Genomic DNA, 23,373 nt, shown 5'->3' on the forward strand with positions numbered 1-23,373 from the left:
CGCGGGAGGGCGAACGTGCCGGACTACAACAGCGGCGGCTTCCACCAGGGCGAGGACGGGACGATCTTCGGAAATCCCGACGGTACGGCCCTGGGAAGCATCACGGACTATGACAACTGGGACTGGAAGCAGATCAAGGCCGCCGTCTACGGCATGTCGTCCGGGGTCTCCACCGACGCCAACCTGGCGCACGCGCGCTCCATCGCGAACCCGCAGTCGCTGCTGGACGCGGCCAACGCCTTCTACCACGTCCAGCTGACCCTGGAGGGGATCACCAAGAGCCTGGTCGCCCAGGCCAAGGCGCTGGCCGGCGACAACGGCCCGTGGGGCGGCACCGCCGCCGACTCCTTCCTCGACATGATGACCAACTTCTCCCGGCAGGTGAAGGCCAACGCCGATGTCCTGTCCGGGGGTTCGACCGGCGACCACTCCGTCCCGCACCAGCTCGCCAACAACGCGATCGCGTTCCAGAGCGCGCAGAGCAAGCTCGCGGAGATCGACAGCTGGTACGCCGACCAGGCCGTCGCGATGGGCGTCACGCCGATGTCCGACGGGCTGATCCCGATCAGCCAGAAGCCCGAGCTCGTCGCGATGATGACCGACGACATGCGGGCCGTGCTCAAGAGCCTGGCGCACTCCTACCAGGTCACCACCGACGCCATCGTGAACCCGACCCCGGTGACCTCGCCCACCGACAACCCGAACGACTCGGGCAACGACTCGGGCCTCCCGGACCCGAACGACGGCCTGGGCGACACCCCCGACCTGGGCGGGTCCGACAGCGGCATCGGCGACCTCGGCGGCACCGGAAACCTGTCGGACCTCTCCGGCTACCCCGACACCGGCCTCGGCAGCGGCCTGGACGGCGGACTCGGCACCGGTGACGGCATCGGCGACGTCGGGGACCTGGCCGGTCTGGACGGTTCGACCGACCCCACCGCCTTCCCCGGCGATCTCGGCCTGGACGGCTCGGACCTCGGCGGCACCGGCGACGGCATCGGCGACCTCGGTGATCTGAGCGACCTCGGCAGCTTCGACCCGTCGGCCATCGACAGCGCCCTCAATCCGCTCTCCTTCCCCGGTCTCGGCAGCCTGGCCGGGCTGGGCGGCAGCGGCCTGGGGGCCGACGGGGAGAGCGCGCTGGGCGGGCTGTCCACGGCCGACCCGGCCGCCTTCGGCGACACCGGTCTGGACGACGGGCTGGGCGCCGGTCTGGGCGACGGCCTCACCGACGGCCTCGCGGACGGCCTGTCGTCCGAGGCACTCACCCCCTCCCAGCTGGCGACGTCCTCCGGGATGCCGTACATGCCGGGGATGGGCGGTACGGGGGCGAACGGCGCCGGTCTCACCTCCGAGCCGACCGACGCCTCGGGGCTGCTCGACTCCAGCGCGGACCCCTGGGAGGGCGAGGAGACCCCCGGCGGCGACGAGGTCGGCTCGGAACTGGGCGCGGCGGCCGGCGGCGAGGGCCTGGCCACGGCCGGCATGCCGTACCTGCCGGGCATGGGCGGCGCGGGTGCCGCCTCGGGCGCGGGCCGCGACGGCGCCGGCGAACGCACCGACGCCTCCGGGCTGCTCGACCCGAGCACCGCGCCCTGGGAGGGCGAGGAGGAGTCCGACGACGAGGCCGGCTCCGTCACCGGCGCCCTGCCGGGAGTGCCGTACCTGCCCGGATTCGGCACCACCACCGGCCCCACCGCCGACGCCACCACGGGCCGTACCACGGGCCGTACCACCGGCAGGACCGAGGAGAACGCGGCGGCGGCCGGAGAGGCTACGACGGCAGAGGCGTCCACGGACACCGGCGCCGTCACCGGTGTGCCCGAGCCCGCGACCACGTCCGCGTCCCTCGCGGCACCGGTCGCCGTCGGGTCCGACGGCGTGCCGCTGCCCCCGGACCAGCAGGGGGACGACGGCGAGGAGGACTTCTCCGCCTGGGAGGCGGGGGCCGGCGCGGGCGCGTTCGTCCCCCTGCTGTGGGCGCTGCGCGGTGACCGTGAGCGGGAGGCGGACCCCGAGCAGGCCGAGTCCGCCGAGCCGCGCACCACCTGGCAGCCGGACCGCACCGCCGCCACCGCATCGGCCGGTACCGGCACCGTCGCCCTCGGCGAGGCGATGTGCGGCGACGGCGGCCCCGAACCGGCGGAACCCGAGGAGCCCGAGGAGGAGCAGGAGACCGACGAGGAACCGGCCGCCCGGGGCATCGCCGACCTGCTGGTCCAGCACCAGAGCACCTGGGGCGCCGTACCCGGCGACTCCACCGCCGCCCTCTGACCCGGCCCGAGAGGAGAGGAGTTCCCGTGCCCAGTCCGTACGACCAGCAGATCGAGGATCTGCTGGACCAGTACCGCCGTCAGCGCGACGAGGCCGCCGAGACCCGGCGCCGGATCAACGAGACGACGGCGACCGTGACCGCCCCGCGGCAGACGGTGAAGATCACCGTCGGCGCCCAGGGGGAGGTCACCGCCATCGAGTTCCCCACCGGCGCCTACCGCCGGATGGCCCCCAAGGAGCTGGCCGACGTGCTGCTCAGCACCCTGCGGCAGGCCAGGGCCGAGGCGCTGGAGGGCGTCTCGGGCGTGCTCGCCGAGCGGCTGCCGTCCGGGGTGACCGTGCCCGACCTGCTCCAGGGCCGGGTCGACCCGGCCGCCGTACTGCCCGAGGACCCGGCGATGCCGGACCCCGTACGCGACTACGTCGACCACGGCTTCCAGGGGGAGACCCATGAGTGACAGCACCTTCTCCGTCGACACCGCCCGACTCGACAGGGCCGCCCCGCAGATGCTGGAGCTGGCCGGGGACATCCGCTCCATCGCCACCAAGCTGGCCGGCCGACTGGACGTGCTCGGCGCGTGCTGGGGCGACGACGAGAGCGGCCGGCAGTTCCTGGAGCAGTACGCGGAGCCCAGGCGGCAGCTCAGCGAGGGCATCGCGGGCGTCGGCAACGTGCTGGACAGCACGGTCGACGGCATCCGCACCATGGCCAAGGGCTTCGCCCGGACCGAGGAGGGGAACGTGGAGGCGCTGCGCGCCGCCACGCCGGCCACGGACTCCGTGACCACGGGCGGCCACGACTCCACGCCGCACCGCACCCGGCGGTGAACTCCCCGCTATGAGCGTCGAGATGCCCCCCGAGCTGGCCTGGGTCGCCCGGCTCGCGGTCGGTCAGGCCTGGCCCAAGGGCAACGAGGACAACCTGCACGCCCTCGGCCAGGCGTGGAACGAGGCCGCGCAGGAACTCAAGGGCATCAGCGGGCAGATCGGCGCGTCCGGCAACGGGGTGCTGGAGAGCGTGGGCGGGCAGGTCGCCGACGAGTTCCAGGCCTTCGTGACCCAACTGGAGGCCAGCCTGCCGGAGATGGCCGAGTCCGCGAACCAGCTGGGCAAGCTCGGCAAGCACACCGCCGTCCAGGTCGAGTACTCCAAGTACATGATCATCGGCCAGCTCATCCTGCTGGCCGCGCAGATCGCGGAGTGGATCTTCTTCGCGCCCGAGGTCATCCCGGTGGCGATCACCGCGGCCCGGCTGGCCGTGAAGATGATCCTGCGCCGGCTGCTCATCTCGGTCGCGACGGGCGTCGCCATGAACGTCGGCCTCGACGTCGCCGTGCAGACCATCCAGTTCCTCAAGGGCGACCGCACCGAGTGGTCCACCCAGAACACCGTCTCCGCGGTGGTGTCGGGTGCCATCGGCGGGGCCGTCGGCGGTCTCTTCTTCGGTGCGGGCAGCGTGCTGGCGCCGAAGTTCGCGCACTCGCTGCTCGGCAAGGGCATCCTCGGCGCGGCCACCGGCATCGGCACCGCCGGGATCATGTACGGCATCTACCACGACGGGGAGAGCGAGTTCGGCACGTCCATCAGCGCGGGTGCGCTGGGCGCGCTGGGCGGTGGCGGCAAGCGGCGGTTCGGCGGCAAGGACGACACGGTCAAGGTGGACCCGGTCCACGTGAGCGTGCCGAACGCCCTCAAGTTCAGCCTGTCCGCCCTCGGCGGCCTGCCCGGCCTGCTCACTGCCGCGAAGACGGAACAGGCGTCCGGCACCGGGACCTTCAAGGAGGCGACGGGGGCCACGGGCACGGCCGGGAAGAACGGGACACGGACCGCCACCAGGACCGGGACCACCACCGCGCAACAAAACTCCGGCAGCACCCACCGCACCTCGACACCGACGTCGACGTCGACCTCTACCTCTACCTCTACCTCTACCTCTACCTCTACCTCTACCTCTACCTCGGCATCGACGTCCGTAGCCGCTGCCCGGCAGGAGCACGAGCACGCGTACGGGCACGAGAACGGACACGAGGACGAGCACGGGCTCCCCGGGTTCACCACCACCGTCACCACCGCGTCTCGCGCCACGTCCTCGACCGCGCCGAACACGACGGCGTCCGCCGCCGGCACCGCGTCCGCCCCCCGCACCGGTACGCCCGCCACCACGCCCGGCCGCGTCACGACGGGCGGCGGCAGCGCCCCGGGCACGGGAGCCACGGCCGCGAACGCGAGCCGCCCCGCGACCTCCACGGGTGGTCCCGGTACGACCACCGGCTCCGCCCGTCCGTCCACGGTGAGCACGGGCCCGGCGAGTACCGGCGCCGACCGCGGCACCGCCGCCGACGGCCCGACGCCGTCCGTCCGCGCGGAATCCGGCACACCGTCGGCCGCAGGCCCCCGCCCGGAGACCGGACCGGAGACCGCCAGGCCCACGGAATCCACCGCCACCGCCACCGCCACCGCCACCGCGAGCACGAGCACGAGCACGAGCACGAGCGTCAGGGAGACCGAGACCGCCGCCGGGCACACCACGCACGAGACCGCCACCGCGCCGGTCCCGGACCGCACGCCGCCTCCCGGCGGGCGTCCCGCCGGATCGCCACCGCCCCGTATGAAGCTCGACCGCACGCCGCGCATCGTCGTCCGGTCCGCCTTCGAGGCCCGACGGTTCATGTACCGGAACGAGGCGTTCACCGACCTGACCGTCAGGGTGGCGTTCCGCGACGGCGGCGGGGGCCACGACACGGATGCCGTCTGGGCCAAGGTGACGGCCGGAGTCGAGGAGTACCTCAACGAGCCGGGGTACCGCCTGCCCGGCCCGGACCACACACCCGGTGCCGGTGACCGGCTGCACCTCACGGTGGTGCGTGCCCTGCCCGGCGAGGAGGCGCACCTGACGGTCGATCTCGTCGGCGCCGGCGGGATCATGGACCAGCGGAGGTGGCGAGCGGACGCGACCCCCATGGAATTCGCCCACGAGGTCTCCCACCAGGTGCTCAACCTGCGTGACGAGTACCGGGACAGCGCCGTTCCGCACCGCCCCGATGTCAAGGGCGGACTGATGGGCAACTTCCACTCCGACTCGCCCGACGGGCTGCGCAAGGGCGCTCTCGGCGACCGTCATCTGCAACTGAGTGCCGCCGTCGTCGGCGACCTCCACCTTGAGAACCTCGCGCTCGCGCACGACGCCGGCTGGGAGCGGACCCGGCTCGCCGCGACGCCCCACAAGCGCAGCCACACATGGGTCGACCCGGTCTCCGACCCGTCGCGCTACGAAGCGCTCGACGGCTCCGGACAGAAGGCGCCGGAGGCCACGGATCCGCGCACCACGCGTCCGGAGGATCTCGACAAGGCGTTCGCCGACGTACTGAAGAGCCGACAGCGGCAGTTCGACTCCGACGAGGAGTCGGTGCCGGAGACGGAGTGGAGCGACACGGAGGACGCCCCGCCGGCCAGGAGCGGCGCCGCCACCGTAGCGGCGCCGTTCCGCTGGACGGCACCGGCTCCCACCCATGTCCCGGTGCACCACGACAACGTGGTGGATGTCCGAGGACAGGACCCGGACGACCGTCCCGGGACACCGGAGTCCGAGGACCGCACAGCGCACACCGACGCTGCCGGGCACCAGGAGGACGCGGAAGCGGCGACCGTTCCCGCTCCGGACGTTCCCCTGCTGGAGTCGTTGCCGTCCGGGCCGTTCGAGGCGCCCACGTTGTGGGGAGACGATCCCTTCGTCTTCTTCGGTCTGGTCGTCCGCGAGCTTTCCTCCGAACGGACGATCCGTACGGCGCCGGCGGCGTACTCCCACGAGGACGGGGCGATGCTTCTCCCGGCGGAGGACGAGAACGGCCGTTGGCCGCGGTGGGAACACCGGAACGCCTCGTACCAGGCCACGGCGCGGGCGGCCGAGCACCGGCTCCAGCTGATCATCGACCGGGCACACGAGATCATCCGTGACAGGGAGCCGGGAGATCAGGAACGGGAGCGTGCCGAGAGTCTGCTGAAGGTGGAGTCGTCGCTGAGGCAGGGCGGCTGGCTGCCCGAGTACCGCAGTGAGTTCCTGCGGGTGCGGATGCTGATGGAGGAGGACGGCTTCCTGCGCGACCTGCCGGCGGAGCTGGTCATCAAGGACGATGCGCCGTGGGCTCTGGTCTCAGCGGCCGATCCGTCCGGTCCGATCGGCGGTTCGCTGCACGGACCTGACGGCGTGTCGGCGCGGTTCCACTCCTGGCTGAACCAGAACGGCGGCGACAGCGACTGGCTGGCGGGCTGGGCCCTGCACCAGTCGTCCGGTTCCAACACCGTCGGGGCGCTGCGCTTCAAGGTGATGATGAACCACTTCCGTCCGCCGAGCCGTACCGACGGCTTCTTCATGACCCGCCTCGAAGGCATCGATCTCAAGAACGACGGTGCCCCGAGCAAGGAGGCCGACGGGGCCTGGCCGGTGCTGAACTTCGGCTCCGAGTACGTCCGGAGCATGGTGGCCCAGCACGTCTTCACCCACGAGATCCTGAACCGGGTGAAGATGCCGAACGTGGACCCGGCCAGGGGGGTCGTCCAACTCCTGCGCCTGGACGAGCGGTCCGTGGTGGACGCGGCCAACGGCGGCAAGACTCCCACGAACGGCCACCGCTTCGATCTGCGCCGCGCACCCGCGGACTCGTACAGCCTGCTGGAACCGTACAAGGACCAGAACAAGACCGACCACGGGCTCGGGGCGTTCTGGGTCACCTCGCAGGAGATTCCGATCCACCAGGTCTTCGGAACGTACCTGCAGAGCAGAGCGCCGATCGTGGGAGAGCCCGAGCACACTCTCTTCCTCAACGAGGGCGAGAACGAGTTCCTCGCGATGTCCGACGGCGTGCAGAGCGTGTTCCACGGAACGGACACGCCCGCCATGCTCCAGGTGACCCGCGAGGCGCCCGCTCCGCACCCCGACGAGTTCACCCCCCGCGCCCCCGTGGCCGACGGAACCCACGTGACCACCGACTCCCCGGCCGCCCCGTCCACGTCGTCCGTCCCGTCCACGTCGTCCGCCTCCTCCGTCCCGCACCTCAGGGTCACGGACACGACGGCGCGGTCGGACTACGGCGTGCCGGAGAAGAACTTCGACAAGTTCAGGAGTCTGGCGCAGACCCGCAACCTCGTCATCGACGTCCGGCCGACCCACAGGGCCGCCCCGAGGTGGCTCGACGAGGGGAAGCTGCCCAAGCCCGCCGACATCAAGGCCAAGTCCGTCAACGACCTCGACGTACTGCTGGGCGCCAAGGCCGAACACCGGGGCCTGATCGGCTACTTCGAGCCGTCCCTGCCCGAGCGCGGCAGCCTCGACGAGGCGACCTGGAACCGGCTCGAAGCGCGGTACGAGCAGCGCGCGGAGGAGTTCACGGCCCTGGCACCGGTCATGGCCCGGCTCCACGCCGACGGCCGGTTCAAGGTCGAGAACGGCCTGGTGCTCGGCCTGGACGGGGAGCGCCGCTGGCGGGAGATCACCGGCGACCACGACGTGTTCGACATCAGCACGCCGGGCGGTACCCGGCTGGCGGGCGAGCGGTACGACGAGACCGTCCACGCCATGATGAACAACGACATGGCCGTCATGCACGGCGCGCACATGGGCTGGGAGCCGGCCACGCCCTTCAGCAAGAGTGTCTTCAGCAAGATCGTGGCGACCCACCAGGAGGGCGGCGAGCCCCTCCTGCGTTTCCGTCCCGGCCGCGACGACGCCGAACTCGTCCACGCCCCTGCCGAGTTCCGCCCCACGGACCCGGCACCACGCCCGGCACCGGAACCACGCCCGGCACCGGAACCCCTCACGGAGCCGAAACCTCCCGTGGAGCCGGAGCCCCACGCGGAGCCGGTCAAGGCCGCCGGGCCCGAGGTGCGACCCGCCGAGGTCCGGCCCGCCGAGGAGCGGCCCGCCGAGGAGCGGCCCGCCGAGGAGCACCCGGCCCAGGAACCGCCCGCCGAGGTGCGCCCTGTCGAGGAGCACCCGGTGCCGCCCGCCGACGAGCACCCCGCGCCTCCTCCCGAGCACCCCGGACCACCCGCCCGACTCGTCGACCGGCACCTGCGGTCGCTGGCCGGCATCCGGATCACCGACGCCCCCGGCCCGGAGGCCCTGCGCGAGCAGGTGCTGGCGACCCTGCCCGCGGCACACCGCACCGACCGCCAGGTCGTCCAGAGGCTCGACGCGGAGTTCGACCCGGCCAACTTCCGTACCCGGCACGAGCAGATGGTCAACGGCGGCTGGCGCTTCCAGCTCCGGGCGGGCGGCGCCCCGCACGACGTGGTGCTCACCGCCCGGCCCGGTCCCTGGCGCCTGCGGGAGGTCCAGGCGACGGCCGAGGAGAAGGACGGCAAGAGCTTCGACCGGTCCGCCGAGGCCAAGCGCACGGCCGAGCCGAGGAAGACCGCGCTCACCACCTCGGAGGCGGGCCTCGACCTCGCCCCGGTCCTGATCCTCCCGGACGCCTCGCACGGGGACCGGCTGGCCCTGGTCACCCCCTCCGTCAAGGCGGGCGGAACCACGCACGCGACCGACACCTCGGTGAAGTCGGGCGCCGAGACGGGGACGAAGACCTCGCTCACCGGTCCCACCGACACCTACGTCTCCGCGTTCCACTACGAGTCCACGGTCACCAGCCCCGACGGCCGCACCCTCACCCGCCCCGCGGGCGACCCCGTCACCGCCGACGTGACCGCGGAGATCACCCGCCCGGAGCGGGCCCCCGCGGACGGCCGCGCCGACGCCTGGCACGGCTGGGAGAGCGACCGCCCCGACCGGGCGGAGGGCCGCCCGCTGGACGTCACCGGCCTGGAGGCGCTGCACGAGGACGTCTTCCGCCGGCTGCCGGGCGAGGCCCGCCCGGACGCCACCGCGCACCAGGACATCCTGGAGTTCCTCTCCCCGAAGAACGTCGTCGACGGCTTCGAACACGCCGCCGGCTGGGGGCTGACCTCCAAGCGGCTCGACCTCAGCGACGGCGGCCACGCCTGGCTCCGGCTCACCCTGGAGCCCGGGGCGTCGGCGCGCGAGGGCACGGTCGCCGACAAGGACACGGTCACTGGCAAGGAGACCGGCGAGCACGCGACGGGCCGTACCGACACCTCGGGCTGGGGCCTCGGCCTGAACGGCGGCGGCGCCCGGCGGATGTGGCAGAGCGGTACGACGAAGGAGTCCTCCTGGCTGACGGTCACCGGCGGCTACTCCTACGCGTACAGTCAGGCCCACCAGGAGAAGGGCAAGCAGACCTTCGCGCTGGAGCGGAGCCTGGAGCACAAGGGCACCGGCGACCTGGTCAGCACGGCCGTACGGTTCCGGGTCGAGGTGCTGCGCGAGCGGCTGTCCCCGGGCGCGGACGGCCTGCACGCGGTCCGCGAGGTGCCGGATCCCGCGCCCGCGCGCGACGAACCCCCGCGGGACGCGGAGAACCCACCCGCCCCCCGCACCGGCACGGTCGTCCGCGTCCGCCACCACCCACCCGCACCCCCCGCCGACCCGCACGCACCCGCCCCGGCCACCGAGACCACCGGTAGCCCCGGCAGCCCCGGAACGGCCGACGCCCCCGGCACCCGCCCCCTCCCCGGCGACCTGCGTACGCCCCTGACCGCCGCGCGCACCGACTATGTCGACGTGCCCGGCTCCCGGGAGCTGGAGGGGCACATCACCGAGCGGCTGCGGGAGCTGGCCCCCGGCATCCTGCCGCCGCCCGACGGCCTGGACGCGGCCCGGGTCACCCCGCAGGCCATGGAGAACCAGCGCCTGCTGCGCGAACGCGTGTCACGGGCCGGGCTGCGCGCCGACGGCGGACGGCTCCTCGACGGCACCTTCCGGATCGCCCTGGACGCCTCCCATCTGCCGGGGCTGCCCGGTCGTACGTACGAGGTGGTGGTCCGGGCCGACACCGGGGCGGGGCAGCACGACGGGGCGGCGGCGGGCACCGCGAAGGACACGGTGACCCGGGGGCACGCCACCGACAAGGCGGTGACCCGGGGCGGCAAGCACACGCTGGGCGTCAGCGGCAACCTGCGCCGGGCGCTGAACCCGCCGGACACCGTACGGGCGTTCGGGAACGCCGGGGTGGACGGCTCGTACGGACCGTCCCGGCAGACGGTGGCGTCCGGCGAGACGCAGGCCAAGCGGACGTTCCAGCACAAGGGCCCGGCGGACGCGTTCAGTTACCCGGTGACGTACCGGGTGCTGGTCGCCGCGCACCGGGAGGGGGCGCCGCCGAGCACCCTGCCGGCCGGTCGCCCCGCGCCCGGCCGGCAGGCGGACGGGGTCCACGAGGTGGCCCCCGCGCCGGGCGACCGGTTGCGGGTCGAGGTGCGCCGGCAGGAGCGGTCCGGTTCCGCGCCCGTGCATCTGGGGCCCGCCCGGTTCCCGCAGCTGCACGCCGTCACGCGGGTCGCCGACGAGGCCGGCTTCCAACGGCAGGCACAGGCCGCCCTGGTGGAGGCGTACCGGTCCCGCGAGCCCGACGTCCACCCGCCGCGGGTCCCCGAACTCGCCGAGACCCTGGAGGCGCTGGCCGGCCGCGCCCAGCTGCCCGGACTGGTCTCCGCCTCGCACTCCGGCTGGGCCAACACGCTCGACCGGCACGTCGGCGACGGCCGGGCGCCGGACACGGTGGGCCTGTCGGTGCGGACCCGGCTGATCGACCTGACGTACGAGGAGACGCTGTCCGGGGTGAGCACCCTCGACCTGGAGCTGAAGGCGAGCGGGGCCACCACCCTCGCCGACCAGACGTCATGGTCCGTGAAGGGCAGCCTCGGCCCGGACTTCGGGCTGTTCCCCGAGACCGCGGCCGGCACGCTGACCACGTCGTTCCAGGTGCGCGGCGGCGGCAAGGGCAAGGCCGGCGGCCAGTGGGACGCCGTGGACACGCTGAAGCAGCAGACCGGCACCACGCGCAAGATCAGCCACACCGGCACCTGGCACGTCTACCGGGCCTCGGCCGAGGTGAGCGTCGCCGGCCGCCTCACCGAGGCGTCCGGCGCCTCGCACGTGGGCCGCCCGGTCCGCCACAACCACGACATCTACGTCCTCCTCTCCGACGAGGACGTGACCCACCTGCACACCCCGCCCACCCAGCCCACCCCGACCGACACCACCAGCCCGGCCAACCCGGACACCACGGCCAACCCGGGCACCACTGGCAACCCGGGCACCTCGGCCGACACCGCCGGCCTGGCCAGCGCAGCCAACCCGGGCACCTCGGCCGACACGGCTCCGGCGGCGGTCCCGGCCGCGGTCCCCCCGGCGCTCCGCGCCACCCTCCTGGACCAGGGCATCTCGGGCGGTGTCCTGGTGGAGCTGCCCGACACCGACGCCGTCCTGCGGGAGATCGACCGGCAGGTGCGCGGACCGGGCGCCGACGCCGTCCCGGTGGCCGCCCTCCCCTTCGCCGACACCTACTCGCCGGACGCCCTCGCCGCCCGCTACGACGAACTCGTCGGCCCCGGCGTCCTGGACCGGCACGTGGCGGTGACACGCGCCGGACACGTCGTCACCGAGGTACTGGTGCGCGGGATCACCGGCGGCTGGCACGACGACGGCTCCCGCTCGGACCGCCCCCTCACCCGGGACGTCACCGCCGCCCACACGGTCAAGGGCAAGTCAGGTGCCAAGGGCACGTTCGGCGCGGAGGGCAATCTGCGGGCCTCCGTACGCCCCCCGGTCGCCCACTTCAACTCGGCCTCCGCCACCCCCTCCGGCGGGCTCGAAGGCGGCCGGGGCAGCAGCGCCGAGTCCGGCGTGACCACCACCGTCGGCCACAAGACCTCCGGGTACGGCTCCACCAACGCCCGGTTCACCACGGACCTGCGGTACGAGGTGACGGTCACCCGGCGCACCGAGACCGGCCGCTTCATGCGCCTGCCGGGGGAACCGGAACCGGTGGGCCCGCACCCCGCCACCGCCTGGGTGCCGGAGTCCCTCACCGAGGACTCGTCCGCCGCAGCCCATCCGGGCCCGCCCCGCGTCGCCGACGACCCCGCCCACCCGGCCGCGCCGCACGCCGACCACCCGTTCGACATCGAACTCGGCCGTATCCGCAACCCCGTCCGCTACGAGGCCTGGCAGAACGACCTGCGCGCGGCGCACGACCTGGTCGGCTTCGACAACACCAAGGCCCTGCACGACACCGCCGTCCAGGTCCAGGCGACCCCGCGCCCCTGGGGCGAGGGCATCCTGGGCCAGACCGGCGCCTACTACTCCTGGGCCCTCGCCCAGGGCGCCGGCATGGTCGGCCGGGCGGCCCACAACGCGCTCCCCGCGCACCTGACCGGCACGGTCTCCCGCTTCCTTGCCACCTTCACCGCCGACCCGCGGCTCGGCCCGGGCCACGACCTGAGCCAGGAGCAACGCCTCACGCTGGAGGAGCAGTTCGCGATCCGGCAGGTGTTCTCCGGCCAGTCGCTGCCCGCCCTCTTCCACCGACTGGGCACCCCGGACCGCCCCTACCGGGTGCCGGGCACCTCGCTGGCCGTGTCGATGGAGGCGATCGGCCCCGCCGCGGAAGTCAGCCGCCGCGACGCCGCCGCCGACGAACTCACGGTCGCCGTCAAGGACGAGTCGGCCACCGCCGCCACCAACTCCTACAACTGGACCGTCTCCCCGCTCGACCTCGCGGCCCTCACCGAGGACCCGGTCCTCACCGTCCCGCTCAACACCACCCGCTTCACCCGCGACCAGACCTACGACTCCACCCGCCCCGTCACCCGCGCCCCGGGCACCCCGTCCCGCCCCACCCCCGACCCGGCCTTCCCGCACACCCAACGGCCCACCGAACCGGGCAAGGCCGAACTCACCGGCCCGGCCACCCTGATGCGCCAGCCGGTCCGCATCACCCTCCACCCCCACGACGACACAGGCCCCTACGGCACCCCCCGCTCCATAACCGGCCACACCTTCCACTGGACCACACCCCCCGCCCCCACCACCCCAACCCACCACCACACCCCTGCTTCCCCCACCACCCCATCCACCCCAACCCGCCGCCCCGCAGCCGCGCCCCCCGCTAGACCCCACCCCGCCGAAACCGCCCCCCGGGCCCCCCGCCCCACCCCCACGACACCGCCCCACACAACCACCGAACCCCCGGCACCCCGGCCCACCACAGCCGACGAAACCCACGCCGGACCCCAGCCCCCCACGGCCACCGAAGCCCACGCCGGGCCCCCTGCCGCCGCAGGCACAGGCACAGCCACGGCCGCAGGCACAGCCACAGCCGCAGCCACAGCCACAGCCACAGCCACAGCCACCACTGTCGCCGCAGCCGCCAACGGCGATTCCGCCCCACAGGGGCCACCCGCACCCGACAACGAAACTGTCACGGGTGGTGCGGGTGGGAACACAAAGGCCGAAGGCGAAGCCGAGGCCACGGCCACCCACACCGTCACCCTCGCCACCGACCACACCCCCGCCCAGACCGCCGCCCACCTGGACACCCTCGCCGCCGACCTCGCCCGACGCGCAGTCGCCCGCACCACCCCCGAACACGCCCTGCCCACCGTCCAGATCACCGGCCACGCCACCGCATCCGTCGCCGGCCGCCCCCACTTCGGCCGCTCGATCCAACTCGGCGCCGAACACGCCACGCACACCCGCGAGTTCCTGACCCGACGCCTGGACGCCCACCTCAGCGACCTCGGCTCCCCCCTCACCTCCGCCGCGTTCACCATCACCACCGAGGCCCACGCCCCAGACCTCTCGCACGACACCCCGCAGCCCGCGCAGCCCGCACACCACGCGATCATCACCATCACCCACCCCGCCCACTCCACAAACCCCCCATCCACGCCCCCCTCACCCCCACCCCTGCACCCCACCCAGTGGCGCCCCCGCCGCGACCAGGCGGCCTGGGCCCTGCTCCGTACCGAGCGCTACGACCCCGCCCGCGACCCCGCGGCCGACCGCCCCGCGCCCGGCCTGCTCGCCGGCCGGGACGTCGTGGTCCGTACGGCGGTCGCCCGGATCCAGGCGGACGACGGCCGCTGGGTCCGCAACCTCTCCCTGCACCTCCCCGTCCGCTTCGGCGAGGGATTCGGCCACACCGACCTCGCCGGGTACCGCGACCGTCTCCAGTCGCTGCTGGACACGCACGTCAACACCGGCCGCCGGCTGCCCGGTTCAGGCGACCAGCTGCACATCGACGTAGAGCTGGACCACCGCCCGGACCACCCGGAAGCCGTCGAGATCAGCCGGACCGAGCGCCCGGCGCGCGCCTGGGACCAGTTCGCCTTCCCCCTCGGCACGCACGAGGGCGCCCTCGACGACGCCCGCGCCCTTCACGAACTGCTGCACTACGCGGGCCTGCCGGACCGCTACCAGGACGCCACGGCACTCTTCCGCCACCGCGAGGACCAGACCGACCGGACCGGCCTCATGGCGAGCATCGACACCATCGACGTACCGGACGCATACCTGCGGACCATCGCCGAGGTCACCGACTCCGGCCCGGTCCTGCGCGACCTGCCGTACACCGCGGACGGCGAGCCGGCCCGCACCGCACCGGGGCTGACCGGGGCCGCCGCCCGCGAACTGCTGCTCACGGAGGGCACGGAGGGCCAGGACCCGGTGGCCGCGGGGCGGGCGCCGGCCGCCGCGCCGTTCGCCGACCGTACGGCCGAGCAGGTCGCGGACCTGTTCAGGAAGGTGCGCGGCGCGGACACCGCGATGGACCACGGCCGCAACTGGCGGGGCACGGGACGGCCCCGGTTCGACCGGAACCTGTACCGGGTCGGCGTCGACGGCGACGAGCCGCACCAGGAACCGACCCCCTGGCCCGGTGACGCCTATGTCGCCCTGGCCCGTGTCCGGCGCGACACGGTCGTCCTGGAGACCTCGGCCAGTGCCGAGATCGAGGTGACGCACGAGGACTTCGCCGCTCTGCTGGCGGAGGACCCGGTCCGGACGCCGGGCACGGACGTCGTGCTGGGTGTGCGCGGTCGTCCGGCGTACGCCCTCGCGCTGGCCCAGACCGTGTTCGACGCGACGGGCAGCCGGGTGTGGACGCCGGGCGGGCACCTGGAGCTCAGGCGCTTCCGGGGACACCCGACGGTGGAACGGATCGAACTGTCCGGCCCCGACCCGCACTGGCTGCTGACCTCCCATGCGGAGGCCCCCGACCCCTTCGCGCACCTGCGCGCCGAGCGGCTGGTCACCAGGGAGTACACGTCGGTGGCCGCCGACGACGTGCTCTTCGAGCGGCTGCCGGCCACCCGGTTCCTGATCCATCACTCCGTCGCCCCGTCCGACCCGCACGCCCCCGCGCTGGTGCTGCCCACCCAGGAGTTCGAGGTGGTGCCGCCCCGGGAGTCCCCCTCGATCCAGGTGTCGCAGGACCACACCCTGGCCATCGACGGCGAGGGGCTGAGCCGGCACGCCTACGCCACCGCACGGGCCGTCGAGGCCGCGAACGCGAAGCTGGCCGCCGCCGGCAGCAAGGTACGTCTGGACGCCGATCCCGACGCCACCCTCACCCTGCGCCGGGAGGAGGGCCGACCCGCGCCGCAGCGGCTGCTCCGGGTCACCCCGCAGTTCCTGACCACCTCCGGCCGGTCCGTGGAGGAGGCCTGCCGGGACTTCGCGCAGATGGTGTCCGGCGACGTCAGAGCCTCGCACGTGGTGTTCAGGGTGCCGCACCAGCCGGTGAGGACCGGTCAGATCAGCGCCCTGGACACCGCCGAGGTCACCGGCACGCACCATCTCGCCCGGTCCCTCGCGCAGGTCGCCGACGGCCTGATCGACCCCGCCGCCACCGGTCCGGCCTGGGCCGCCGCCCAGATCTACCGCGACACCCGCCTGGTCGGCGGCCAGGGCGGCGCGCCGCTGCCGGGCAGGGAGTACGGCACCGCCCTCAGCTACGAGCACGCGGACGACCCGCGCCGGGACGCCGTGGCAGCGGCGGCACGGCGGACCGGGATCAACGAGGGGGCCTGGGCCGAGGTCGGCGAGGGCTACCTGATCCAGTCGATCAACGCGGCCGACGAAGCCGGGCGGCCGACCCTGGCGGTCAACTACGCCAAGCCCGGCGCGGACAGCCGATCGCACTTCGGCTACCACTTCGCGTCCGTCGTCCTGGCCAGCGAGGACGGCCAGGCCCAGCTCACCCTGGAGAACCACGCCCGGGTCAGCAGGAACCAGGCGGACATGGACGACGCGGTCGAGATGAACCTGCAGACCTCCGCCACCGGCCTGCGCGAGCTGTCCACGTCGCTGCACCGGCAGCTGCGGTACGCGGAGTCGGTGGGCTCCCCCGCGGAACGCCGCAAGGTCCTCACGTCCTGGGCCGGCCTCGCCGACCGGCTGGTGACCGCCAGGGACGCCCGCGACAGCGGGGCACCGGAGGAGGTCCGGCAGGGCACGTTCCACAACGCCGTCAGGGCCATGAAAGAGGTCGCTCCCCTGATCGACGGCAAGGCCCAGTGGTACTTCCGCTCCTACAGCAGGCGCCCGGGGGAATCCATGCACGAGACCCACGCGGAACTCCTGTCCGACCACGTCTCGGCCGAGGCGAACCCGCTCACCCTGGTCGTCCTGCACGGCCACGCCGCCTCGGCGCCCGAGCACCGCGTCATGGGGTTCGACGCGTCCGGCGCCATGGACGACAGCGTGCGCTACAAGCTGGACCACCTGGCCGAGCACATCGCCCGCACCGGCCTCTGGAACCTGGACCACGGCCTGCCGCTGCCCACCATCCACCTCACCAGCCACGGCGACGGCCGCCCACCCCACGCCAACCTCGCACTCACCACCGCCATGGGCACCCGCATCCGCGACGAACTACGCGCCCGCCTCACCACACTCCTCCACCACCGCGGCGCCACCACCACCGCCACAGACTTCACCATCACCATCACCACCGCCCTCCACCCCCACGAGAACGCCCCCGACACCCCCCACCTCACCTACGAAATCAACCACCACCGCTGACACGCCCGTTCGCACCACCCGACAAACAGAAAACCCCAGGTCGCATACCACGCAACCTGGGGTTTCTCACTGAGCCGCTTTCGGGATTCGAACCCGAGACCTACGCATTACGAGTTGTCCGATCCACATCCGGAGGCGTCCATGGACGTCCGAGGGAGCGAGCATCACGCCTGCTCAGGGCAACTACGGAACTTCAGTGGACGGCAGCGGACCATGTCGGATCGAGCGCGATCTGAGACCGCAACTGAGACCGGCCATGTGCCCAGCCGGCGCCGTTCACAACGTTCGCTTCGCTGCGGGGCCCTGTATTCGGCAACTGGGCTACTGCACCGTTTGTGGGTGGCTACGGTGCGCCCAAAGGCCGAGGGCAGCCAGGGCGCCAGCCGAGACTTCCACCGCCTTCGCGACGTCTTGCCAAACGGCAGTAATGATCACGAGGACCACGAGGATCACCCAGCGAACGACGGGACTGGTTGACGATGACGGTAGGCAGTGCGCCACACTCATGGAGGCTCCCTCTGGAGTCAGGCGTCGCCCCCGTCGCCGTCGGAAGTGAGCGGGGGCGTGCGCCGCTATCTGGAGGTAACAGCGTGGCTTATAGCCGCGGGTGCACGCATCCATCTCCCTCGCGCGCAAGAGTCCGCAATTTGCTAATGGACGTTCGCACTTTGGCTACGCACTAGTACTGCCACACCATGTCAACCGCACTCCAGAACAGTAAGCCCGCGACAACCATGTTGTATGGAGCGAACGATTTGACGCAGGTTGGGCGGCCACGACCGCGTTCCAGCCGTGCAACCCGTTGTTCTGGGTTATCTATTCATCTGTAGTGCTTTAAGAGGCGAGCACTCTGAAGCTGGCAGTGAGGGTGATTGTGGCAGCGACGAACAGCACCCTCTCGGTACGTGACCGAAGTCACACATTTCCCTCGGGGGTCTTCCTCGCGAGGAAGACCCCCGAGGCCTCGCCGGGCGAGCCTCAGCGAAGTGGCCGCACACCGGCATGCGCGCCCGGCGAACGAGCGCCGCAGCGCGTCAGCGTTCGTCCCGATTGATGTCAGCGGGAGCCCTTCCCACAGCCAGTAGATGCGAACTGGCGGCGAGCAACTCCGGGTACGGCTCAGCCATGCGGGCCGCCTCCATGGCCGACGCGATCAACTCATCTGTGGGGCCCTCCCCCGGCTGCTGCTCGGCTGTCTTCACGAGCGACCACGCGGGCCCCTCGATCCCAAAAACCTGCACGTCAGTCAGCCCGGACGCCTCCAGCTCTGAGACCAGTTCCTCAGCCCTATGGAAATAGGACAGGGTGAATCCGCGCGCACCGTCGTAGACGGCAGTCTCAAGAATCTTGGAGACGGAGTCACGGATTCGTTCCTTGTGCAGGTGGGCGTACGTCACATGTTCAAAGAGCGAGGCGTAGCGGTTGATGGCTGCTGCTGCCACCAGTCCGCCCGGCTTCACCACACGGTGAGCCTCTGCCAGAGCGGTACGCCGGTCCTCGGGGTCGGGCAGGTGGTACAGCGGTCCGAGGAGTTGCACGACATCGAAACCGGCATCCGGCTCGCGCAGGTCTCGGGCGTCCCCTACGACCGCTGAACACACAGCTGACGCGTGCTCGACATGCCGGGGGACCGGGTCCACCAGCGTCACGTCGTAACCGCCCTTGACCAGCCATTCGGCATGGATGCCGGTCCCCCCGCCTACGTCGAGCACGCGTGCAGGAGCAGGGGGCAGAAACCGTCGGAGAAGCTCTTGGGTCCTGGCCAGTTCCATCCGCCCGTCCGCCGAGCTGCGTAGACGGATGTCCTCGTTCACTGTCTCGCCGTAGAACCGCATCACGGAGGGAGCCAATTCGAGATTCGACATGCCGGAAGTATCGTGTGTACCGGTGGACCAGTCCAGTGTGCGAGGTAGGGGAAGCTATGGCTGTTCTGAAGTACGAGGAGATCGCCGAGTCACTTCGGACCCGCATCGCCGCAGGTGAATTCGCCCCCGGTGAGACCATCCCGTCCGGCCGGGACCTGGCCGAGCAGTGGGACGTGTCGCGGGCCACCGCCATCAAGGCAGTCGACGTACTCCGCAACGACGGCGTAGTGGTGGCCAAGCAGGGAACCGGCTTCGTCGTCACGGAGACGCCTGTAGCGCGCCCCGCCGGCGCCCGGCGGGCCGGGTCCGCGCGCATCTTGGGCGGGATGCCGTTCCTGCGGATCGGGGCGCCCGACTGGGCCGAACCCCCCACGCGCGTCGCCAACGTGCTTGGCCTAGCACCCGGAGTCCTGGCACTCCGGCGCGTCCGCGTCCTCCAGCTCCCGGACGGGAGCCCTAATAGCTGCGTGGAAGCGTGGTTCCCGCCCGAGATCGGAGAGGCGGCCCCCCGGCTCTCAGACACCGCTCCCATCGCCGAGGGCACGACGCGCTACGTCCGTCGGCAGACCGGACGGTTTCCAGTCGAGGGAGTGGACGTCACCACCGTGCGCCTGGCTACCGACCTGGAAGCGGAGCGGTTGGGTGTTGAAGAGGGCAGCGCGGTCGCGGTTCTCCTGCACACGGCGCACGACCAGGATGGGCGCCCGCTGGTCTGCGAAGAGGGGGTTACGCCTGCCTCGCTCTTCGAGCAGGTGGACACGTACCCGATGTAGGGAAGCACCGAAATCGAAGCTGGACCGGTCCGCCGGTCCAGCTTTTTTGACGCCCCATCATGCCGTCTGAACTGCGCAAACGAGTTGCATTGTTCACCAACTCCAGATTCATTGCTTGACTGGACCGGTCCACCGGTCCAGTCTATGGATGCAACGCCGCGCCACCTCATGGAGGAGCGGTTCTGGTTCGGGATGGCCTGCCGCAACGTGAGGCCCCGCGCTGGGAGTTGCTTGAGAACTGCATAGGTGGGCCCCGCCTCCCCGAGTCGAAAAGGCGGACCGCGCAGCGACTGTCTGCGCTTCTAACCTCGCGGCGTTCGCCGCGCCGGTTGCCTCCGCTGCACGTCTTGTACGTGCAGCGCTGAGGGGAGCCGGATCGAGACTCCACAAACGAGTGCGGTCCCGCGGGGTGCAACCCGAGGGACCGCGTACAGGGACCTGGTTGGAGGCACCTGTGATCACCAGTCTGACAGATGCGGAGCGGGCGGAACTGGCCCGTAAGGCCGCGGAGGCGAACAAGCGCAGCGAAGACAACGCCCGCGCCCGGGGCGGTCGTTGATGGCTGGCAGCGAGCACGACAAGACGAAGCCGCCGCTTCCCGTCCGTCCCCCTCGCCCGCACCCGTACCCGGCCGCTCACCCGGCCGTGGGCGGCGCGTTCGAGGGGGTGTGCTGATGGCGACGGACCCCGCGGCCTGGCACTTGGAGGCGAGTGCGGACGCGTGGGCCTCCGACCTCGGCCAGCAGGACCCCGCTCCAGCCGCGGCTGAGCGGGCCTGGCAACAGCAGGAGATCCGCACCGCCTACGAGGACGCGGCTCACCTGACCGAACAGCCCCGGTAACACCCACCACCTCGACAGCCCCGGCAACCAGCCGTGAAGGGCGCCGGATCGAATCCGGCCTGGGGCACCGCACCGCCGCCTTCTTTCCCCTTCGAGCTGGGAGTTCCCATGCGTTCTTTCGTGTCTGGCCACCGGGCCGACAGTCCACAGGATTTCCTCGAACTCGCCCTCGGTACGCCCGTCGAACTCTGGCTCGGAGTTGAGGGCGAGAGCGACGAGGAGCGTGCGGCGCGTCTGGACGCGGCCCGCGACATCCTGACCGATCCCGAGTTCGCGAGCGTGCCGGACGATCTGATCCGGCTGGCCGCGCAGGTGGTCGACGACCACCCGGAGCTGTTCAACGTGGTCCCGCTGGCCCGTCCCGCGCGCCGCCGTCCGGTACGCCGGGGGGCCGCGGCATGAGCCAGGAACTGACGCTGGACGGCCTGGCCGTGCCGCTGCGGGTGCTGCGCCTGCTCGCCGCGGACTTCGGGCACCTGCCCGCACCGGACGTCGACCTGTCGCCGGTGTTCCCGGACCGGTTGGAGCTGAGGTTCCATGACGGCCTGGCCGACTTCGAGACCTGGCGGGCCGCGCTGGGCATCACCCCGGACGACGTCACCTACCGCGAGCAGAGCGGCGACACCTGCGTGCTGAAAGCGTCCGTCGACTACGCGGGCGCCGTGCTGGAGCTGACCGGCTTCGGCGACTTACCCGCCCCCGCGCCGGTCAAGGCCACGGCCTGATGGCGTCGTGGGGCAAGTGCTTCGACCCGAACGGCGCCCGGTTCGGGATCCCCACCTACCCCTGGCGCTGCGCCCCGGACGGGCTGGCGACCCGCCGGCAGTTACGGGCCCGCGGCCTGCGTCCCGGCGGGCAGCCGGTGGTCGGGCAGGTCCTGCGCCCGCGCTACCGGCGCGGCCCGCTGGTCGCCTACCTCTACCGGCTCGACAAGGCGCTGCCGGTCCGGCCGATGACGCCAGGCAGGCGCCGCGCGCTGGAGTGCGCGATGCGCGCCCGCCGGACCTGCCCGAAGTGCCGCACGGACGCCGGCTACGTCATCCCCGCCTCGCTGGGTGTCTGCGTCCCCTGCGCCTACCCCGACGACCAGTAGAAACGGAGTGAAGAACATGGAAGCAACGGATGCCAAGCGCGTCCTGCGGCGGGCGGCTCACTGGAGCCTGCCGGTCGCTCTGACCGGCATGTCGCTCGGGTGGACCGTCTACGCCGTTGGGGAGATCCTTTCCCGCCAGGCGCCGCCGGCGCTCGCGATGACGGTGGCCGGTATCTACGACGCGGTGTGGCTGTACGCGCTGGCCATGGAGACCGCGCACCGCCGCCAGGGCTCCAAGGGCACCTTGCCGGCCGTGCTCGGCTGGGTGTTCCTGGTGACCTCGGTCGGCGTGCTGTTCACCCACGGCCTGATGTACGCCACCCCGGCCGTCGCCGTCATCGGCGCGGTCGTCCCGGCCGCTGCCAAGGCCACCCTGATCATGGCGGTGGAACGGGAGTCCACCCGGATCTCTGCCGGAGCGCAGCAGCAGATCGACGCCGTGCGCAGCGCGACCCGGGACCAGGTGGCCATCGGCCGGGCCGTCACCCGCGCCAAGGTCGACCGGCACACGACCGCGGCCGTGCTGGAGCGTGAGGAGCGCAAGGCTCGCGGCAAGGCGCAGAAGGTCCGCCACGAGGCAGCCGAGGAACTCGCCAAGCTCACCTCCGAGCACCCCGTCGACGACGACGTGCCCGAGGTTCCAGCGCTGTTCTCGGACGACGACCTGGCGCAGGTGCTGGGGCAGTGGACACAGGAGGGTGTGTCCCCGGGTGTGTCCCCCGTGTCCCCGCAGGTCGGCCCCGTGTCCCCGGCGCCGGAACTGGCCGCCTCGCAGGGCGCGGGACACACCCCGCTCGACTGGGCGGCGCTGGCCGGAGTGGCGACCGTGGCGGGTGTAGCGACGCCTCAGCCGGGCGAGCCTCTGACCGAGGAGCAGCTCACGGTCGTCCTGCGGTGGCTGCGCCACTCGGAGAACCCTCCGCTGTCCTACCGCAAGGCCCTGGCCGCGTACCGCGCAGCAGGGTTTTCCGCGAAGGAGGAGCGGGTGCGCAAGGCGTACGCCGCGCTGATCGACGCGGAGGACGCACAGCCCTGACCGAGCGTCCGGCACACACCAATGAAGGCCAGCCCAGGACTAGTGGGCTGGCCTTCGTTGCGACTGCCGGAAGCAGTCGACCGCACCAGTGAAGCAGACCCGGCAAGCCCCGGCGAGCGGCACCTTCGCAGACCCGCAGGGCAGACCCGGAGAGCTGACCTCAACGCCCCACGGGCCCCGTCCTCACGGCGCGGCCCCGCCTCCAACTCCGCGTCCCGGAAGGGAACTTCCCTGGTGAACCACACCTCTACGACCCGTCGCCGCTTGACGCTGCTGGTCGTCGGTACCGCCTGCACGGCCTTGGCCGTGGCCATCGGCGTGCGGCTGGCCGCCTACGGAGTGCCGCTCGCACTGCTCGTGGCCTGCTGCCTGTCGTGCCTGGCCACCTTCTCCAGCCTGCTCTTCCGCCTGGTCGACGCCCTGTCGACCACGACCCATCGGTGCAGGCGGCCCGGCTGCGACTTCCAGGTACGCCTGACGCACGCCAACGCCGCGGAGAGCCGCCGCTGGCAGGAGATCGCAGGGCAGCACCCGCACGGCAGCCTCTGAGCT

12 protein-coding genes are annotated in these 23,373 nt (G+C 72.3%); 11 read left to right on the forward strand and 1 reads right to left on the reverse strand.

Annotation, left to right across the window (positions count from 1 at the left end; all coding sequences use genetic code 11):
• Positions 1 to 15 precede the first annotated feature (15 nt).
• The 4 genes from AB0D74_RS28565 to AB0D74_RS28580 are packed head-to-tail and all read left to right on the forward strand — an operon-like array spanning position 16 to position 17,212.
• A complete protein-coding gene (locus tag AB0D74_RS28565; RefSeq protein ID WP_362593004.1) occupies positions 16 to 2,274 on the forward strand; it encodes a WXG100 family type VII secretion target in 2,259 nt (752 codons plus the stop codon).
• A gap of 26 nt (positions 2,275 to 2,300) precedes the next feature.
• Positions 2,301 to 2,732 (forward strand): YbaB/EbfC family nucleoid-associated protein, encoded by a 432-nt coding sequence (locus AB0D74_RS28570; RefSeq protein ID WP_362593007.1) that lies wholly within the window; start codon positions 2,301 to 2,303, stop codon positions 2,730 to 2,732.
• Positions 2,725 to 3,102, forward strand: a complete 378-nt coding sequence (locus tag AB0D74_RS28575; protein ID WP_362593010.1) for a WXG100 family type VII secretion target — start codon at positions 2,725 to 2,727, stop codon at positions 3,100 to 3,102. Before AB0D74_RS28570 ends, AB0D74_RS28575 begins: the two co-directional genes overlap by 8 nt.
• 10 nt (positions 3,103 to 3,112) lie before the next feature.
• Positions 3,113 to 17,212 carry a hypothetical protein gene (locus AB0D74_RS28580; protein WP_362593013.1) on the forward strand — a complete coding sequence of 4,700 codons (14,100 nt, stop codon included), beginning with the start codon at positions 3,113 to 3,115 and terminating at the stop codon, positions 17,210 to 17,212.
• A gap of 1,034 nt (positions 17,213 to 18,246) precedes the next feature.
• Here AB0D74_RS28580 and AB0D74_RS28585 read toward each other — a convergent pair.
• Positions 18,247 to 19,077 (reverse strand): class I SAM-dependent methyltransferase, encoded by an 831-nt coding sequence (locus AB0D74_RS28585; RefSeq protein ID WP_362593016.1) that lies wholly within the window; start codon positions 19,075 to 19,077, stop codon positions 18,247 to 18,249.
• A 56-nt stretch (positions 19,078 to 19,133) separates the two neighbouring features.
• Between AB0D74_RS28585 and AB0D74_RS28590 the strand changes: the two genes are divergently transcribed.
• The 7 genes from AB0D74_RS28590 (at position 19,134) to AB0D74_RS28620 (ending at position 23,370) form a co-directional block, all read left to right on the forward strand.
• Positions 19,134 to 19,850 (forward strand): GntR family transcriptional regulator, encoded by a 717-nt coding sequence (locus AB0D74_RS28590; protein ID WP_362593018.1) that lies wholly within the window; start codon positions 19,134 to 19,136, stop codon positions 19,848 to 19,850.
• A gap of 674 nt (positions 19,851 to 20,524) precedes the next feature.
• Entirely contained in the window at positions 20,525 to 20,692 is a 168-nt protein-coding gene (locus AB0D74_RS28595; protein ID WP_362593021.1) for a hypothetical protein, read from the forward strand.
• Positions 20,693 to 20,800: 108 nt separating this feature from the next.
• The gene (locus tag AB0D74_RS28600) at positions 20,801 to 21,094 is read left to right on the forward strand and encodes a hypothetical protein (RefSeq protein ID WP_362593024.1); all 294 of its coding nucleotides are present in this window, start codon (positions 20,801 to 20,803) and stop codon (positions 21,092 to 21,094) included.
• A complete protein-coding gene (locus AB0D74_RS28605) occupies positions 21,091 to 21,417 on the forward strand; it encodes a hypothetical protein (protein ID WP_362593027.1) in 327 nt (108 codons plus the stop codon). Before AB0D74_RS28600 ends, AB0D74_RS28605 begins: the two co-directional genes overlap by 4 nt.
• A complete protein-coding gene (locus AB0D74_RS28610) occupies positions 21,417 to 21,785 on the forward strand; it encodes an RRQRL motif-containing zinc-binding protein (protein WP_362593030.1) in 369 nt (122 codons plus the stop codon). Before AB0D74_RS28605 ends, AB0D74_RS28610 begins: the two co-directional genes overlap by 1 nt.
• A gap of 16 nt (positions 21,786 to 21,801) precedes the next feature.
• The gene (locus AB0D74_RS28615; protein ID WP_362593032.1) at positions 21,802 to 22,821 is read left to right on the forward strand and encodes a hypothetical protein; all 1,020 of its coding nucleotides are present in this window, start codon (positions 21,802 to 21,804) and stop codon (positions 22,819 to 22,821) included.
• 234 nt (positions 22,822 to 23,055) lie between these two features.
• Positions 23,056 to 23,370: a hypothetical protein gene (locus AB0D74_RS28620; protein ID WP_362593035.1), complete on the forward strand. Its 315-nt coding sequence runs from the start codon at positions 23,056 to 23,058 to the stop codon at positions 23,368 to 23,370.
• Positions 23,371 to 23,373 lie beyond the last annotated feature (3 nt).

Origin of the sequence: Streptomyces sp. NPDC048278 (genome assembly GCF_040652195.1) — a bacterium.
Classification (GTDB): Bacteria; Actinomycetota; Actinomycetes; order Streptomycetales; family Streptomycetaceae; genus Streptomyces.

Bases quoted from the DNA above. Each gene is read 5' to 3' on its own strand.
- AB0D74_RS28575 (WP_362593010.1), top strand. From the start codon at position 2,725: ATGAGTGACAGCACCTTCTCCGTCGACACCGCCCGACTCGACAGGGCC.
- AB0D74_RS28580 (WP_362593013.1), top strand. From the start codon at position 3,113: ATGAGCGTCGAGATGCCCCCCGAGCTGGCCTGGGTCGCCCGGCTCGCG.
- AB0D74_RS28585 (WP_362593016.1), bottom strand. From the start codon at position 19,077: ATGTCGAATCTCGAATTGGCTCCCTCCGTGATGCGGTTCTACGGCGAG.
- AB0D74_RS28590 (WP_362593018.1), top strand. From the start codon at position 19,134: ATGGCTGTTCTGAAGTACGAGGAGATCGCCGAGTCACTTCGGACCCGC.
- AB0D74_RS28595 (WP_362593021.1), top strand. From the start codon at position 20,525: ATGGCGACGGACCCCGCGGCCTGGCACTTGGAGGCGAGTGCGGACGCG.
- AB0D74_RS28600 (WP_362593024.1), top strand. From the start codon at position 20,801: ATGCGTTCTTTCGTGTCTGGCCACCGGGCCGACAGTCCACAGGATTTC.
- AB0D74_RS28605 (WP_362593027.1), top strand. From the start codon at position 21,091: ATGAGCCAGGAACTGACGCTGGACGGCCTGGCCGTGCCGCTGCGGGTG.
- AB0D74_RS28610 (WP_362593030.1), top strand. From the start codon at position 21,417: ATGGCGTCGTGGGGCAAGTGCTTCGACCCGAACGGCGCCCGGTTCGGG.
- AB0D74_RS28615 (WP_362593032.1), top strand. From the start codon at position 21,802: ATGGAAGCAACGGATGCCAAGCGCGTCCTGCGGCGGGCGGCTCACTGG.